Here is a 16,373-nt window from a genome sequence, read left to right as displayed (position 1 = left end):
GATAGACCATGCTACTCTTGTGTCTGATATACCCGGGATTTACATTAACGCTCTGAGTACCGGTCGACCCCGGTCCCAAACTGGCCCATCCACCCAAAAGGCAAGGATTTTATGGCAGTTACCATCAATACCCTGCGGGAATACAAGCAAAAAGGCGAAGCCTTCTCGGCACTGACCTCCTACGATGCAACCTTTGCCCAGGTTGTCAGCGAGGCTGGCGTTGATGTCATCCTGATTGGCGACTCTCTTGGTATGGTACTGCAAGGCCACGACAGTACGCTCCCGGTGACCATGGATCAGATGGTGTACCACACCAGCTGTGTCGCCCGCGGCAACAAAGGCGCCCTGATCATGGCCGATATGCCATTCATGTCTTACGGCACCGTTGCCGATGCCCTCGACAACGCCGCGGAGCTGATGCGCGCCGGCGCCCACATGGTCAAGCTGGAAGGCACCGACTGGATGAAGGACACCATCGAAGCCCTGAGCGAACGTGGTGTGCCTGTTTGTGCCCACCTGGGCCTGACGCCACAATTCGTCAACAAGTTCGGCGGCTACAAGGTACAGGGACGAGATGAAAAGGCCGCCGAAGCCATGATTGAGCATGCCTGTGAGCTGGAAGCCGCCGGTGCGGACATCATCCTGCTGGAGTGTGTACCGGCCCCGCTCGCTGCCCGTATCACCCAGGCGGTGAAGGCGCCGGTCATCGGCATCGGAGCAGGCTCGGATACCGATGGCCAGGTACTGGTACTGCACGACATGCTGGGCGTCACCACCGGCCGCAAGCCCCGTTTCGTGAAGAACTTCCTCGCCGAGACCGACTCCATCCCGGAAGCCATTGCGGCTTATGCCCAAGCCGTCAAAGCACGCACTTTCCCAGCCGAGGAGCATACGTTCAAGGCATGAGAACCGTACACTCACTCAAAGAACTGCGCACGATTCTGCGGGGCTATCGCCAGCAGGGTAAGACCATCGGCCTGGTACCCACCATGGGCAACCTGCACGAGGGCCATATCTCGCTGGTGCGCAAGGCGGCCGAGGCCTCCGACATCGTCGTTACCAGTATTTTCGTGAACCCGATGCAGTTCGGCGCCAATGAAGACCTGGACACCTACCCGAGAACCCTGGCGGCCGACCAGGATAAGCTGGCCGCAGCGGGCAACACTCTGGTCTTCGCCCCGGGCGTTGAAGAGATCTACCCGGAAGGGCTCGCCAATCAGACCAAGGTGGTGGTTCCCGAAGTCAGCGAGGGCCACTGTGGCGCCAGCCGGCCGGGCCACTTTGAAGGCGTGGCCACCGTGGTTACCATGTTGTTCAACATGGTCCAGCCCGACATTGCCGTGTTTGGCGAAAAGGATTTTCAGCAGTTGGCGGTGATACGCAAACTTGCCCGGGATCTGATGATTCCGGTGGAAGTGATTGGCGCGCCGACGGTGCGGGAAGACGATGGCCTGGCGAAGAGCTCCCGTAACGGCTATCTGTCCGAGCAGGAGCGGGGCATCGCTCCGGTGGTGTTCCGGACGCTCAGTCATACCGCCGACCAGTTGGCACAGGGGCGCACCGACTACAGCAACCTGGAGCAGGAGGCACGCGAGGCACTGTCTGAGGCCGGGCTGAGGCCGGACTACTTCAACATCGTCAACAGCCTGACCCTGAAACCCGCCAACGAGGCAGACCGTGAACTCACACTGCTGGTCGCAGCGTTTCTGGGAACCACCCGTTTGATCGACAACCTCTCGATCACGCGCTAAAACCTCACTATGGAGCTTTACCCCAGACAACGGAAGGGACCCTCTGATGCCTGAGAAACATCCTGCGCTCACCAGCCGAACCGAATGGCGAGCTCTCAACGACGCCAAAGCCCGGCTCGAACACCTGCTCATGCGTGATCTGTTTCAGCAGGATCCAGGTCGGGCCCAGCGCTACCTGGTAGAGGGCGCCGGCCTGTCGCTGGATTTCTCCCGCAACCGGCTGACCGACGAGGTGCTGGAAGCTCTGCTCAACCTGGCCCGGGCCTGTGGTCTGGAGGAACGTCGTAGGGCCCTGTTTGAGGGCGGCCTGGTGAACCTCACGGAACAACGGCCTGCCCTGCATACGGCCCTTCGTGAAGGTGAACAGGCCGAGGTATGGGTTAACGGCGACAACATCATTCCTGAAATCCATCGCACGCTCGGGAAAATGGAAGCGCTGGTTGACAGCATTCACAGTGGTGAACGCACCGGCCACTCCGGCGCCCGCTTTACCGACGTTGTCAGTATTGGCATCGGAGGTTCGTTTCTCGGGCCGAAGCTGGCCGTCGAGGCGCTACGCCCTTACTGGCAGGGCTCCATCAACTGTCACTTTGTCGCGAACATCGATGGCACCGACATTACCGAAACCCTCACCCGCCTGAACCCGGACACCACGCTGTTTCTGGTGCAGTCAAAATCCTTCCGCACCCAGGAAACCCTGGAGAACAGCCTGCTCGCCCGGCAATGGTTTCTCGATAATGGTGGCAACGAAGCCGCGGTCTCCCAGCATTTCATGGCAGTCACGGCCAACGTCGAAGAAGCGGCCCGGTTCGGCATCGAACCGGCCAACACCTTTCCCATGTGGGATTGGGTAGGTGGTCGTTATTCCCTCTGGTCCGCCATCGGCCTGCCGATTGCGTTAACGCTTGGCATGGCGGCATTCCGGGAGCTACTCGCCGGTGCACATGCCATGGACTCCCATTTCAGGGAAGCGCCCGAGCGGGAAAACCTGCCGGTAATCATGGCCATGCTCAGCGTGTGGTACAACAATTTCTGGGGCGCCGAGAGCCATGCGGTACTGCCCTATGACGAATACCTGAAATACCTGCCGGAGCACCTTCAGCAGCTGGATATGGAGAGTAACGGCAAGCGCGTAACCCAGAATGGCATCAGCGTGGATTACCCTACCGGGCCCGTGCTCTGGGGCGGCGTGGGAGCTAACGGCCAGCACGCATATCACCAACTGATTCATCAGGGTACCCGGCTGATTCCTGCCGACTTCATCATTCCCCTGAGGTCCCACAATCCGGTGGCCAGCCACCATGCTGCTCTGTTTGCCAATTGTCTGTCTCAGGCACGGGCCATGATGGCCGGAAAGACGGAAGCAGAGGCCGAACAGGAACTGCTGGCCGGCGGTCTTGATGGTGATGCCGCCCGCCAGCTGGCCCCACACAAGGCCATTCCCGGTAACCGGCCCTGCAACATCCTGCTGATGGAACGCCTGACTCCGCACACCCTGGGGGCACTGATTGCACTTTATGAACACCGCACCTTCGTGCAGAGCGTGATCTGGGATATTGATTGCTTTGATCAATGGGGCGTGGAGCTGGGCAAACAGATTGGCAACGAAATTCTTCCGAAACTGCTGGGCGAGAGTGAAGATGGCAGCGCTGGAGACAGCGCCACCGACAACCTGATCCGGTTATTCCGCGACCGCTCCGGAACTTGAGATCTGACGCCCCTGCCAGGTGAAATCGACGGGCCAGAGCTTCTGGTCCTTCTGGTAAGACTGCCAGAGGCTGCGATAGCTCTCTCCACACACAGGGTGCAATTCGTCCGGAGCAATATCGGCCAGCGGCCTCAGGACAAATGCGTTTTTTAGGATTTCAGCCCGGGGCAGTTCAACCCCATCAAGGGTGCCGGTCGCATCGCCCCAGGTGAGAATATCCAGATCCAGAGTCCTTGGACTGAACTTGGGCGCCGAAGCTTTGCGGCCGTTGTCTGCCTCGAGTTTTTTGAAGCGCCGGGAAAGCTCTCCTACCGACATATCGGTATCCACACCCACCACCAGGTTCAGAAAATCCGAGCCATCGAAGCCGACCGATTCGCTCTCGTAAACCGGAGAAATGGCCAGTTCTCCAAACCAACCGGCCAGAGCATCCAGCGCCGCGCTGACATGGCGATAGCGTTCAATATTACTGCCGATACTGATGTATACACGTTTCATGCCCGTGCCCCCCGCTCAATTCTCACGCCCACCGAGCGTGCGGCCGGCACAGCACCGGGCTTGCTCAACGTCAGCCTCAGCCAACGCACGCCAAACTCGCCCTGCAGCAAACGGGCAACTTCCTCTGCGGCCCGCTCCAGCAACTCCGGCTGCAGCGTTTGCAGGCACTGACTGACCCGCTCGCTAACGGCGGCGTAATCAAGCGCATCGGCAACATCGTCACTGGCGCCGGGCACCGAGTTATCCCACGCCAGTTCCAGATCCACCAGTAGCCGCTGTGTGACTTCACGTTCCCAATCGTACACCCCGATCACGGTTTCCACCGCCAGTCCTTCGATCAGGACTGTGTCCCATTTGCCATTTGCCAAACCGGTCTCCCGAGCCTTCCACTGATGGCTGATTGAATATTACACAGGCAGACGATACTGTGACGGACAACCAGCCTGCCTTGATGCGGGCGGCATTTTCTCACAGAACACAGGGCCCAGTCTCTGTACAGCGGTTACGCCATGGACGTCTTTAGCCAACCCGTTGCGATTGTCTTGCTTTGCGCCAGCGCTTATCTGGCGGGTTCCGTGCTGTTCGCGATACCAGTGTGCCGCCTCTGGAAACTGCCAGATCCTCGCGCCCTGGGTTCCGGCAACCCCGGAGCCACCAATGTGTACCGGGCAGGTGGCTGGCAACCCGCGCTGGCAACCCTGGTGCTGGATGCGTTCAAGGGCTGGTTGCCCGTCTGGCTCGGTCAAAGCCTTGGCATGTCCATTCTGGTGCAGGCCATGATTGCCCTGTGCGCGGTGACCGGGCACATGATCCCGGCATTCTATCGATTCAAAGGCGGCAAGGGTGTTGCCACGGCTCTCGGGGCAGGGTTGGCGCTGGCACCGCTCACCACCGCCATCATGGCGGGCTTGTGGCTGGGCGTGATGTGGCGCTGGCGCATTTCAGCCGTGGCCTCTCTGGTGGCTATCACCAGCGGCCCACTCATCAGCGCCCTGCTGGAACCGGAAACCCTGCCCCTGTTCGGACTGCTGACCCTGCTGATTGTGGTGCGTCACCGCAACAACCTGATTCGCCTGGCCCAGGGGCGGGAAACCGGGCTCTAAGTTCCCGCCCGGCTAGTCCACAAGGCCGTTGTGACGAGGTTCCGCCACCGGCGGCAGGGTATTCATCGGCCACCGGGGTACCGCCACAATCCGCTCGCCATCCTGCTGACCGGCCTTTAGCCGCTGCGCACCGGCATAGGCAATCATGGCACCGTTGTCGGTGCAGAACTCCGGACGAGCGTAGAACACTGAACCACGCAGCTTTTCTGCCATGGCTTCCAGTGACGCCCGCAACCGCTTGTTGGCGCTGACCCCGCCGGCAATGACCAGCCGCTTACACCCTGTTTGCTCCAGGGCTCTGCGACATTTGATGACCAGGGTATCAACTACCGCAGCTTCGAACGCCAGAGCAATGTCTGCTTTTACCTGCTCATCCAGCGTACCTTTATCTTTTGCGTCGTTCACGGTGTTCAGGGTGAAGGTTTTCAGGCCGCTGAAGGAAAAATCCAGGCCGGGACGATCGGTCATCGGGCGGGGAAAACGGTACTGCCCCTCTCGACCCTTTTCCGCAAGGGCAGCTACCCGGGGGCCACCCGGATAATCCAGCCCCAGCATTTTCGCAGTTTTATCGAACGCCTCGCCGGCGGCATCATCCACCGATTCACCCAGCATCTGGTACTCACCAATGCCATCCACCCGCACTAACTGGGTATGGCCACCGGACACCAGCAGCGCGACAAACGGGAACGCCGGCGGATTGTCCTCCAGCATGGGCGCCAGTAGGTGACCTTCCATATGATGCACGCCCAACACCGGAACCCCCAGTGCAAACCCCAATGCATGCGCCACCGAGCCGCCCACCATCAGGGCACCCACCAACCCCGGCCCGGCGGTATAGGCGATACCTTCGATATCAGAACGGGCTTTGCCGGCCTGAGCCAGCACCTCATCACACAATGGGAGCAGCTTGCGCACATGATCCCGGGAAGCCAGCTCCGGCACCACGCCGCCATAATCGGCGTGCATACCGATTTGACTGTAAAGGGCATGGGCCAGCAGCCCCTGCTGATCATCGAACAGGGCTACACCGGTCTCATCGCAGGAGGTTTCAATACCAAGAATCAGCATAATGGGCACTACATCCAAGGGGTGTCGGGTACGTTGGCGGCATTTTAGCAGAAACCCGAAAGCTTCCGGCAGTTTCGTTGAACAGTGATTGACCTTGGCCAGCCCAGCGGCTATCATTGCCGCCCTAAATTAGCACTGGTCGAGTTTTAGCCAATCTGACCAGGGATCGAGCCCGTACGGCACTGGCCGACGGAACAAATTGAAACCGAATCTATCAGGTAGGTGATTTTCGAATGCCAGCTGTTAAAGTGAAAGAGAATGAGCCGTTTGACGTAGCACTGCGTCGCTTCAAGCGTTCCTGCGAGAAGGCCGGTGTACTGTCTGAAGTACGTCGTCGTGAGCACTACGAGAAGCCGACCGCTGTTCGTAAGCGTAAAGCAGCTGCTGCCGTTAAGCGTCATCTCAAGAAGCTTCAGCGGGAACAGCGTAAGTTCGAGCGTCTGTACTGAGTTCAGGCGCGCATCGACTGCACAACTGATTGCCGGAACGGCGTTTCGCCCCACCCGGCAAGCTGAAAATGCCGCCGAGGCCTGGCTTCGGCGGCATTTTTGGCTATGGCGAAAATGCCTTCGCACCCGGTACCCCGGCTGAAGTGGAGCCATCATGAGCGGACTGATCCCTCAACGCTTTGTTGAAGACCTGCTGGATCGCATCGATCTGGCGGAACTGATCGGTTCGCGCATCACGCTGAAAAAAGCCGGAGCCAACTACAAGGCCTGCTGCCCATTTCACGACGAGAAGACGCCATCATTTAACGTTCGACCGGACAAGGGCTTCTATCACTGCTTTGGCTGTGGCGCCCATGGCGACGCCATCAGCTTTGTTCGCGAATTTGAGGGCCTGGGTTTTACCGAAGCGGTAGAAGAACTGGCCAAGCGTGCCGGGCTGGAAGTGCCGTACGACCGAGCGGCCAAACAGGAAATGCAACAGGCGCGAACACTGACCGATGCCCTGGAGTTTGCCAACCGGTTCTATCACTCAGCACTGACCAGTCAGCAAGGCGGTTATGCCCGGGACTACCTGAAGCAGCGGGGACTGGATGAAAACATTATCCAGCAGTATCAGATTGGGTTTGCACCGGGCACCGGCACGGCACTTTACGACGCCGCCCCGAAGGATCTTAAAGCACCACTGATTGAGACCCGCACGGTGTCGGACCAGTACGGCCGCCCCAGGGATCTGTTCCGCAACCGGGTTATGTTTCCCATCCGGAACACTCGAGGCAAAACCATCGCCTTCGGCGGGCGCACGCTGGGCGACGACAAGGCCAAGTACATTAACTCGCCGGAATCGGACGTTTTCCACAAGAGCCGGGAAATCTACGGCCTGTTCGAGGCCCGGCAAGCCATTCGACAACTGGACAAGTTGCTGGTGGTCGAAGGCTATATGGATGTGATTGCGCTGGCCCAGCACGGCATCCATTACGCGGTGGCGACTCTGGGGACGGCCACCAACCAGGACAGCCTGACCGCACTGCTTCGGCACGTTCGGCATATCGTGTTCTGTTTTGACGGCGACCAGGCAGGTTTTCGGGCAGCGGACAGGGCCATGGAGAACGCCCTGGAACTGATGGCAGACGGGCTCCACCTGCAGTTCCTCATGCTGCCAGAAGGCGAAGACCCGGACACACTGGTACGCAAAGAAGGGCCGGACGCATTTCAGAAGCGTATTGAGGGCGCCACACCCTTCTCACGCTATCTGTTTGATCGCCAGAGCCAGGGCCTTGATCTGCAGTTGCCCGAACACCGAGGCGAACTTCGGGCACGGGTTGAGCCCTTGCTGAACAAGATGCCCCGCAGCACGTTGCGGGACGCCATGTGGCACGAAATGCTGCGCCTTTGCGGCGGCCGCAACCAGTGGCAGAACCGCCAGCAGGGCCAGAATTACAAGGCACGGGGCTGGCGCAACGAAGGCCAGAACCGGCCGGCAGAAGAGCGGATAGACGTAAAGCTCAGCAAAGACAGCACCTTGTGCCTGGCCCTGCTGGAGGCGCCGGAACTGGCAACCGAAGTGAAAGCTCTGGCAGACAGCACCCGGCAGCTTGAACGCGCGGGGCGTTTTGCCCGCTGGTTACTGGAAGAAAAAATTCAGACCCGCAAGACACTTGTCGCGGGGCTGGCCACGAACAAACAGGCCAGGGACAGGTTTTACAACCTGTTTGATGAACTGGAGCATATACCGGCCCGGGAAAGCACACTGGCGGCTGCCAGAGAGCTGTTAAGCCCGAATGAAGAGGCCGCGCGCCAGCAGAGGCTGGCAACACTGCTCCGGAACCTGGCACAGCTTTCCCCGGAAGAACGGGAGGAGCTGCGAACGCTCAGCGCCGGTACGTTAAATCCGAAGGCTGAAAGCTGAGCACTTGAAACCTGTTGCCCTGATCACCATCTAACCATTCGGTGGCAGCGCAACCGAGCGACAGCTATAATGGCTGTTTAACTTTTTTCCTTTTTAAAAGCGAGTTCACAGGGTGTCTATGTCAGGCAATTCGCAGAAATCACGTTTGAAAGACCTCATCGCACGAGGCAAGGAACAAGGTTACCTGACTTACGCCGAGGTAAACGACCACCTGCCGGAAGACATCGCAGATCCGGATCAGGTTGAAGATATCATCCGGATGATCAACGACATGGGTATCCAGGTGTGCGAAGAAACGCCGGACGCTGATACCCTGCTGATGACCGAAGGCGATTCCACTGCCGACGAAGCCGCTGCCGCAGAGGCCGCCGCTGCCCTGGCCGCCGTAGAAACCGATGCCGGCCGCACCACCGACCCGGTGCGCATGTACATGCGCGAAATGGGTACCGTTGAACTGCTGACCCGCGAAGGCGAAATCGTCATCGCCAAGCGCATCGAAGAAGGCATCCGCGACGTAATGGCGGCCGTTGCGCACTTCCCGGGCACCGCCGGCACCGTCATCCAGGCCTACGAGCGCATCATCGAGAACGAAGGCCGCATCAGCGACATCGTAACCGGCTTCCTTGACCCGGACGACGCCGAGCCGTTCATGGGTGAAGAAACCGCCGAAGACACCTCTGCGGAGGAGTCTGACAGCGCGGACGATGACGACGATACCTCCAGCGATGACGACAACGACAACGGCCCGGATCCGGAAGAGACTCGCCTGCGCTTCGAACTGCTGAAAGAAAAGCTCGACGCAGCGGAAAAGGCCCTCGCCAAGCACGGCCGCAGCCACAAGAAAACCCAGGAAGCCCTGAACGAACTGGGCCAGGTTTTCGCTCCGTTCAAACTGGCCAACAAAGCGTTTGACGAACTGGTGAACGTGGTTCGCTCCACCAACGACCTGGTGCGTGAGAACGAGCGGGCGATCATGCAGATCTGTGTACGCGACTGCAAAATGCCCCGCAAAGACTTCATCAAGTGGTTCCCGGGCAACGAAATCAACCTTGAGTGGGCGAAAGAAATCGCCGCCACCAAGAAGCCATACGCCGCTGCCATCGGCGAGCGCATTGACGAAATCGTACGCCTGCAGAAACGCATCCAGAACGTGCAGACCGAAGTGGATCTGGACGTGGCCGACATCAAGGAAATCAACCGCCGGGTGTCTATCGGTGAGGCGAAAGCCCGCCGCGCCAAAAAGGAAATGGTTGAGGCCAACCTGCGTCTGGTTATTTCCATCGCCAAGAAATACACCAACCGCGGCCTGCAGTTCCTGGATCTGATCCAGGAAGGCAACATCGGCCTGATGAAGGCGGTGGACAAGTTCGAGTACCGTCGTGGCTACAAGTTCTCCACCTACGCTACCTGGTGGATTCGCCAGGCCATCACCCGCTCTATTGCGGACCAGGCCCGCACCATCCGGATTCCGGTGCACATGATCGAAACGATCAACAAGCTGAACCGTATTTCCCGCCAGATGCTGCAGGAAATGGGCCGCGAGCCCACACCGGAAGAGCTTGGCGAGCGCATGGAAATGCCGGAAGACAAAATCCGCAAGGTGCTGAAGATCGCCAAAGAGCCGATCTCCATGGAAACACCGATCGGTGATGATGAAGACAGCCATCTGGGCGATTTCATCGAAGATATCCAGGCTCTGTCGCCAGTGGATTCCGCCACCGCAGAAGGCCTGCGCGAAGCCACCCGCTCTGTACTGGCCGGCCTGACCGCTCGCGAATCCAAGGTGCTGCGCATGCGCTTCGGTATCGAGATGAACACAGACCACACTCTGGAAGAAGTCGGCAAACAGTTCGACGTCACCCGGGAGCGTATCCGTCAGATCGAAGCCAAGGCCCTGCGCAAACTGCGCCACCCTTCCCGCTCCGATCACCTGCGCGGCTTCATTGACGACCAGGGCAACGGTTAATCCGCAAGACAGTAGCGGGCGCCACCCCTCGTGGGTATAATGGCGCCCGTTTTCTTTTCCGGGCCTATAGCTCAGTTGGTTAGAGCAGGGGACTCATAATCCCTTGGTCGCTGGTTCGAGTCCAGCTGGGCCCACCATCTCCCAAACTCCTCCCCCAACCCGCACCCAACTCACTCCTGTCCAACTTATTTACACATACGCCTCCAACCTTCTCTTAAGCACTGCCCAAGCCTCTGTTCTAACGTCAAATAATCCTAATGGCACGCACTGTGCTGAAAGTCAGACGTAAGTACAGATCGCGGCTTCGCCGCACTGCGTTCAGGGCTTGCCCTGAGAGAAGGTGAAAAATGAAACAGATTACAAAGCAGATAACACACGTTATTGCGGCTCTGGCATTAACCTGGTCTGCTGGGGCTATGGCCCTGATCCTTGGCCCCGCAGACGCCGACAAAACTGTCGACGTAGGCCCCCCAAATCCAGCGCTTGACGCCGGTGACGTTGCAGCCCTTTTTGGAACGTCCGACCTCACTTTGCTTTACAAGTCCAACTACGAAGGCCCGGAAGAAGGCTCCTACCAATCCTTCTACTCCACCAGTTTCACCGGAGACCCTAACAACGCGGTGATCAGCTGGGATGGCCCGGACTACATTGTGTGCCCTGAGTGCTTTCTGGTTGTCAAAGACGGCAACGAGCCACAATACCTGTTCAACATCGGCAGCTGGAATGGCCAGGACGTACTGGATCTTCAGGGCTTTTATCCGAACAGAGGCGCCATTTCTCATGTAGCGATCTTTGGCAAGTCCGTTCCTGTACAGGTTCCTGAGCCAGGAACACTGGGCCTGCTGGGACTTGGCATTCTGGGCATGCTCACAATCAGAAGAAAGTTACAGAAACCCGCCTGAGTGTCGACATTCTTTACATGCCACTAAAGCTCCCCTCGGGGAGCTTTTTTTGTGCCCGTTCACAAAACCGCAAACATTAAGTAACAGAAATACACAGAAGCCCACCTTTTAAGCTCATGAGTTTTCAGCCGTTTTAGACAATTCTTGAGGTACGTGGTTCTACCGACACCCTGTCGTGTCAAAAATGCCAACGTCCCGATCAGACAAGCCTCATACACTAAAACCTGAACAAGCGTACCAGTCCTGAAAGGAATCCCTCGGGACTGAGCACAAAAACAATGAGTGAACGGAGTGTATACATGGTTCTTTCCCCCCGATTCTCAGTACGGGCGGTATCCCTTGCCGTTGCAGCAGTTTCCGCCTCCCTGTCCATGCCCACCAGTGCCAGTATGGGCAACCTGGGCACCAGTTATGGTGTAATGCCGGTCGATGTGGCCACCGCCCAGTCCCTTTCGATGTTCAATGAGCAGGTTTCTGCCACCTATTACAATCCGGCAGCGCTGACGAAAGATCCTCGTGGCGAGCTTACGGCGGGTATCCTTCATTCTGAACAGGAGCTGCGCTCCGATAATCCCAACGCCAGCGGGGACATTGTCTCCGACTCCCCGAGCCAACACGTTTTGATCGGCATGAAGACCAACCTTGGGTCACTCACCCGGTTCGGGCACCCCATCTATCTCGGGTTTATTGCGGGCGTGGAAAAGTACGGTAAGGAGATGCTGGCTTTCAGCTCTGAAACCAGCGAGAGCGGACAATTCCTCCAGTACGGGAAAGAACCTTTGTTCCTTAACATCGGTGGTGCAACTCCGATCTGGCGCGGTATTTCCGCAGGTGCTTCGGTTCGGGTAACCCTCGAAGCGACCGCTAATCTTGATGCTGTCTCGACGCTGGGCGGCGAAACCAGCCGTGAGCGCCTTGCGGTCAATGCCGAGCCTTCTCTGAAGACCATTCTGGGCACGAACATCGATCTGGGCAGCACATTTTGTCCTGAATCTGACTGTTTCCTGAACGGATGGGAAACGGCGCTGACCTACCGGACGAAGTCCTCGGCCTCAACCACGGTCGACTCCAACATCATCGTGACCCAGACCATCCCGGATCCCGGGCTCAGCCTGGCTGTGACGACCATCGACTCATTCCAGCCTGAAACAATCGCCATCGGTACCCAATACTCGGGTGACGGCTGGCGCATTGGCGGCAGTATCGAACAACAGAACTGGTCGGAACTGGAAGACGAATTCAGCAGCGACTCCATCAAGGATCAGGGTTCCGTGGCCTCCGGAAACCGCATCGGTTTCGACGACATCCTGATTCCTCGCCTCGGCGCCGAATATCAGTTGAACAAGAACTTCGCCGTTCGTGGCGGTATTGCCTACGAAGAGTCTCCCCTTAAAACCACCCGTAATCCGGAGCTCAACTACCTGGATACCGACAAACTGGTAGTTGGCCTTGGTATCAGTGCCACTTACGACCGCACCCGTCTGCTGGCCTACCCGGTGCGGCTCGACCTGGGCTACCAGTACCAGCAACTGCAGGAGCGCGACTTCACCCTCGTTGACTACGACGGTGACGAAACCAGTGTCACTGCCGATGGTGATATCCACGTATTCAGCGGCTCCATCACCCTGAAGTTCTGAGGAGGCTTGCCATGAAGTACAACAAGACCCTGGCACTGATTCCGGCCATTTTGCTGGCCGCCTGCGGCGGTGGCGACAAACAGACCATTGACGAAAAACCCAGACCCGGCTCGATGGTCTATTCCTTCCCGATGGATGGGCAGGCTGATATCAGCCCGAAAGCCGACATCGTGCTGCGCTTCTCTCATGCGATTACCGATGATGAAGCAACCCTGCAGAACAAGATCACCCTGCAGAGTAACGACCAGCCCCAGCCATTTACCGTGACCTTGATCGATAATGGCAAAAGTCTGAAGCTTGAGCCTGCCAACCCGCTTGCGACCGGCGAAGAATTCACCGTAACCTTCCAGGAACCGCTGGCCGCCGAGGGCGGCCGGCAAATCACTACTCCGAACGCTACTGGTGATGACGGCATCCAGTTCGCAACCCGTGGCGCCTATGCGGGTCTCGCGGGGCTGGCCAACACCGCAGACACTTTCGACATTGCCTGGCAAGTACCCGCCAGCGACAGCCCATTCCAGGCCATGAATTTTTCGACCTTCCGGTTTGCCATGACGCAACCGGTCCATCCTGAATGGCAATCACTCGGCGGCAGTATTCAGTTAAAGGACGCCAGCGGTGAAGAGGTTCCGGCGACGGTACTGGTTAAAGGCAACCGCATTACGGTTGACCCCTGCGTAACCCCCGAACTGTCGCAATGCGGCAGCAAGCAGGATATTCTCGACACCGGTGAAACCTACACCCTGCATTTGACCAACCTCGCTAGCCTGACCGACAGCAGTGAGGACAACCGCTTCACCGGGGAATTCACCTTTACCCCGAGAGACACGGGCCCAACGGTTGTATTGCAACAAACCGCCGTAGATTCCGGCAACGGTGAGCTGAGCTCTGTGCTCAACGGCCAGGCCCTCAATGCGGTAACGCTCAACTCAGTACTCCAGGGCGAAGCCGGCCCCTCTCAACAAACCGGGGACCTGTTTGCCGAGCTCGCATACGCCCCGGCGTTTGATGCTGACGAAGCACTGCCGCTGCGCATTCCCAAGGGCAGTGTGCTGAAAAGCACCAGCCTGAACGTACTCGTGGGTGGCAAGGTACAGGTTCTGGATGCCGCGACCGGCGAAGACCAGCAAACCGGCACCATCAAAGTGACCATGCTCTCGGATGCATCCGGCTACATGAGCCCGAACCAGTACACCGATGACATCAATGCCCCGCGGCATATCACCCTGTTTATGGACGTATCCATGAACACGGAGGCAGCACAGCCGAATGCCGCGCTGTCCCAGGATCTGATGGGGGTTGAACTGCGCGGTATTGCTCTGGTTCGGGACGGCGTTCTGACCATCGACGCCATCGGCATGGTGGAACCAAACCTGCTGGGCCAGGAATTCACCGATTCCACCATTGCCTTCCATCTGCAGGCCGCAACCGATGCCGACTCGGTTCTGGATGCCGAAAACCTGCGGGAACTGGATGCCACACCACCCAGCCTGGTGAGCTGGATGCCCGGCCCTGCGAACGCCGTTCCGGCAACCCGACAGTCCATGCAGCGCCCGGGTGACCCGATCATTCTGTTCTTTGATGAGCCGCTTGATCCGAAATCAATCGAAACTGGCATCACGGTGTCGGAAAACGGCACCGCGATTGACGTTCAGCATGCTATCGACGGCACCACGGTAACCCTGAACAAAGCCGGCGGTCTGGAGCATGGCAAAACCTATGATGTGAGCGTCAACGGCGTCTCCGATCTGGCCGGGAATGTCGTCGCCCTGGATACGCTGACCTTCTCACTGGATCCCATCGAAGGCAACAACGTTGAGGTTCGCCCGCCACTGGCACTTACTACCTATCCCGGTTTCCCCTGCGAAACCAATCACAGTGCACTGGACCTTGCCAATGGTGTGCTTGGCCAGTGCTATGACGTGAGGGGCGACGCCTATAACGGAGGACGGGCAGCGACCGTCGACATCATGCCGGTAAGTGAAATGCCGGCGGATCGGCCCATTACCGTGGTTTTCTCAAAATCGATGGATATCAACTCCTTTATTCTCGGCCAGACCTTCGCCGTTGAGAAAGTGACTCAGTCCGGTATCGGCGCGGGAACTGTGAGCGTTGTCGAGAGCGTGCCCGGACGGCTAGAGAAAAACACTCAGCGGGTGCGGTTCTTTCCGGATCAACCCTGGGAACCCGGTGCTCACTATCGTTATACCTTGGCATCCTCAGAGAGCTCTGGCGCCTGCTCGCCCGGGAGCTACAGCGCAATCTGCGACACCGATGGCCTGGCTCTGAAAACGGATCTGCTCGAGGGTCTGAACGACCCGGATGGTGGAAATGATCCACTGGTGATCTATTTTACGGCCACAGAAGCGGTCTCGACGGTATTCACACCGCTGAGGAACCTTCCCATTCGCGATACCAACTCGAACTTCCTGATTGACTGCAATCCCTATGACAGCAGCAAGGGTAACCGGGCATTTGAGAATACCGACGACTGCCTCGAGCCGTTTGCCCATGAAGGCAGTGATGCGGAGGGATGGGCTCCCTCTGCCAACGCAACCAAGCTGGCCGTTCGCAATCAAACAGCTCAAGCCAGCGCTCTTGCAGGTGGTAATGTACCGGCGCAGGTCGGTTGTGACGCCGGCGAAGGGGTCTCCTGCCCTCGCAGCAAGTTCATTTATCAGACCTACGCCCTTAACACCGAGGTAAAAGGCCCCGGTACCTATGATCCGGATCCAACCGTTGAGGGTGATGAGATCGAGGGCATTCTTGTGGATCTCTATCCAACACTGCTCGCAACCAGCTCCATCAGCGTTTTCACCAAGATCAAGCTGGCAGGCCTTATTCCACTGCAGGAAGAAACGGTGACAAACACCCAGGTTCTCAGGATGCGTTACGCGAAAGATGATCCTTCGTGCACTGGTAGCAACTGCGCACGCAACTCACTCATTCCCGGGGTGATCGCTGAAGGCGAAAATGGACAGCCAGTGTTCATCACCAAGGCGGACCTGCTGCTGGACGCTCCAGACATGGTCATTCCACTGGGCGGCACCCATGATCTCTATGGCCGGCCATTCACTCTCGACCTCAAAGGAGACATCACCTTCTTTGATGACGGGCGTATGCAAATCGAGCAACGTAATGTGAATTTTGTTGGCAATGCGGATGAGCTTCTGGTGACAGCCAACACGGCGGGAATCTCTCAGATCGGCCTGGTAACCATCAAGTTGCCGCTGGAGATTCCGGTTGGTGGCACCTACCTCAACTTCATCTCCAACCCGGTCAAAGACCTACCGGCTCAGTACGAATAAAACACAGGTTACTCAGGTCTACCCTCCTCAGGCCAGTCTCCGGACTGGCCTTTTTTGTTGGCCTTTCGGGGCCACAA

13 protein-coding genes and 1 tRNA gene are annotated in these 16,373 nt (G+C 58.2%); 11 read left to right on the top strand and 3 right to left on the bottom strand.

Annotated features, from left to right (window positions below):
* Window positions 1-111 precede the first annotated feature (111 nt).
* Genes panB through pgi form a run of 3 tightly spaced genes read left to right on the top strand, consistent with a single transcriptional unit; the run spans window position 112 to window position 3,459 of the window.
* A complete protein-coding gene (gene panB, locus OZ656_RS03130; RefSeq protein ID WP_278350741.1) occupies window positions 112-906 on the top strand; it encodes a 3-methyl-2-oxobutanoate hydroxymethyltransferase in 795 nt (264 codons plus the stop codon).
* Entirely contained in the window at window positions 903-1,751 is an 849-nt protein-coding gene (gene panC / locus OZ656_RS03125; protein ID WP_278350742.1) for a pantoate--beta-alanine ligase, read from the top strand. Before panB ends, panC begins: the two co-directional genes overlap by 4 nt.
* A gap of 46 nt (window positions 1,752-1,797) precedes the next feature.
* Window positions 1,798-3,459: a glucose-6-phosphate isomerase gene (gene pgi, locus OZ656_RS03120; protein WP_278350743.1), complete on the top strand. Its 1,662-nt coding sequence runs from the start codon at window positions 1,798-1,800 to the stop codon at window positions 3,457-3,459.
* On the opposite strand, the gene folK is transcribed toward pgi, so the two are convergent.
* Together folK and folB are read right to left on the bottom strand one after the other, a co-directional pair.
* Window positions 3,433-3,957 (bottom strand): 2-amino-4-hydroxy-6-hydroxymethyldihydropteridine diphosphokinase, encoded by a 525-nt coding sequence (folK, locus tag OZ656_RS03115; protein WP_011784194.1) that lies wholly within the window; start codon window positions 3,955-3,957, stop codon window positions 3,433-3,435. The genes pgi and folK overlap by 27 nt on opposite strands.
* On the bottom strand, window positions 3,954-4,325 hold the full coding sequence (folB, locus tag OZ656_RS03110) for a dihydroneopterin aldolase (RefSeq protein ID WP_121208290.1): 372 nt from the start codon (window positions 4,323-4,325) through the stop codon (window positions 3,954-3,956). Before folB ends, folK begins: the two co-directional genes overlap by 4 nt.
* 141 nt (window positions 4,326-4,466) lie before the next feature.
* Here folB and plsY point away from each other — a divergent pair, with 141 nt between their 5' ends.
* Complete coding sequence (gene plsY / locus OZ656_RS03105) at window positions 4,467-5,060, top strand: glycerol-3-phosphate 1-O-acyltransferase PlsY (RefSeq protein ID WP_014420447.1); 594 nt, start codon at window positions 4,467-4,469, stop codon at window positions 5,058-5,060.
* 12 nt (window positions 5,061-5,072) lie between these two features.
* Here plsY and tsaD read toward each other — a convergent pair whose 3' ends face one another.
* A complete protein-coding gene (gene tsaD, locus OZ656_RS03100; RefSeq protein ID WP_278350744.1) occupies window positions 5,073-6,128 on the bottom strand; it encodes a tRNA (adenosine(37)-N6)-threonylcarbamoyltransferase complex transferase subunit TsaD in 1,056 nt (351 codons plus the stop codon).
* A gap of 233 nt (window positions 6,129-6,361) precedes the next feature.
* Here tsaD and rpsU point away from each other — a divergent pair, with 233 nt between their 5' ends.
* From rpsU to OZ656_RS03065, 7 genes are all read left to right on the top strand, one after another.
* Window positions 6,362-6,577, top strand: coding sequence for a 30S ribosomal protein S21 (gene rpsU, locus OZ656_RS03095; RefSeq protein ID WP_007153483.1), 216 nt, complete (start codon window positions 6,362-6,364; stop codon window positions 6,575-6,577).
* A 154-nt stretch (window positions 6,578-6,731) separates the two neighbouring features.
* Complete coding sequence (gene dnaG, locus OZ656_RS03090; RefSeq protein ID WP_278350745.1) at window positions 6,732-8,483, top strand: DNA primase; 1,752 nt, start codon at window positions 6,732-6,734, stop codon at window positions 8,481-8,483.
* 118 nt (window positions 8,484-8,601) lie between these two features.
* On the top strand, window positions 8,602-10,449 hold the full coding sequence (gene rpoD / locus OZ656_RS03085) for an RNA polymerase sigma factor RpoD (RefSeq protein ID WP_379944940.1): 1,848 nt from the start codon (window positions 8,602-8,604) through the stop codon (window positions 10,447-10,449).
* Window positions 10,450-10,509: 60 nt separating this feature from the next.
* Window positions 10,510-10,586 (top strand) — tRNA-Ile (locus tag OZ656_RS03080).
* Window positions 10,587-10,796: 210 nt separating this feature from the next.
* The gene (locus tag OZ656_RS03075; RefSeq protein ID WP_153740778.1) at window positions 10,797-11,351 is read left to right on the top strand and encodes a PEP-CTERM sorting domain-containing protein; all 555 of its coding nucleotides are present in this window, start codon (window positions 10,797-10,799) and stop codon (window positions 11,349-11,351) included.
* A 299-nt stretch (window positions 11,352-11,650) separates the two neighbouring features.
* Window positions 11,651-12,988 (top strand): alkane uptake protein AupA, encoded by a 1,338-nt coding sequence (gene aupA / locus OZ656_RS03070; RefSeq protein ID WP_278350748.1) that lies wholly within the window; start codon window positions 11,651-11,653, stop codon window positions 12,986-12,988.
* 11 nt (window positions 12,989-12,999) lie between these two features.
* Window positions 13,000-16,296, top strand: coding sequence for an Ig-like domain-containing protein (locus OZ656_RS03065; protein ID WP_278350749.1), 3,297 nt, complete (start codon window positions 13,000-13,002; stop codon window positions 16,294-16,296).
* The last annotated feature ends 77 nt before the right edge of the window (window positions 16,297-16,373 follow it).

Origin of the sequence: Marinobacter sp. LM1 (assembly GCF_042763285.1) — a bacterium.
Classification (GTDB): domain Bacteria; phylum Pseudomonadota; class Gammaproteobacteria; order Pseudomonadales; family Oleiphilaceae; genus Marinobacter; species Marinobacter nauticus.
The sequence above is the reverse complement of the archived record's forward strand: the minus strand, read 5'-3'. Positions and strand labels throughout refer to the sequence as shown.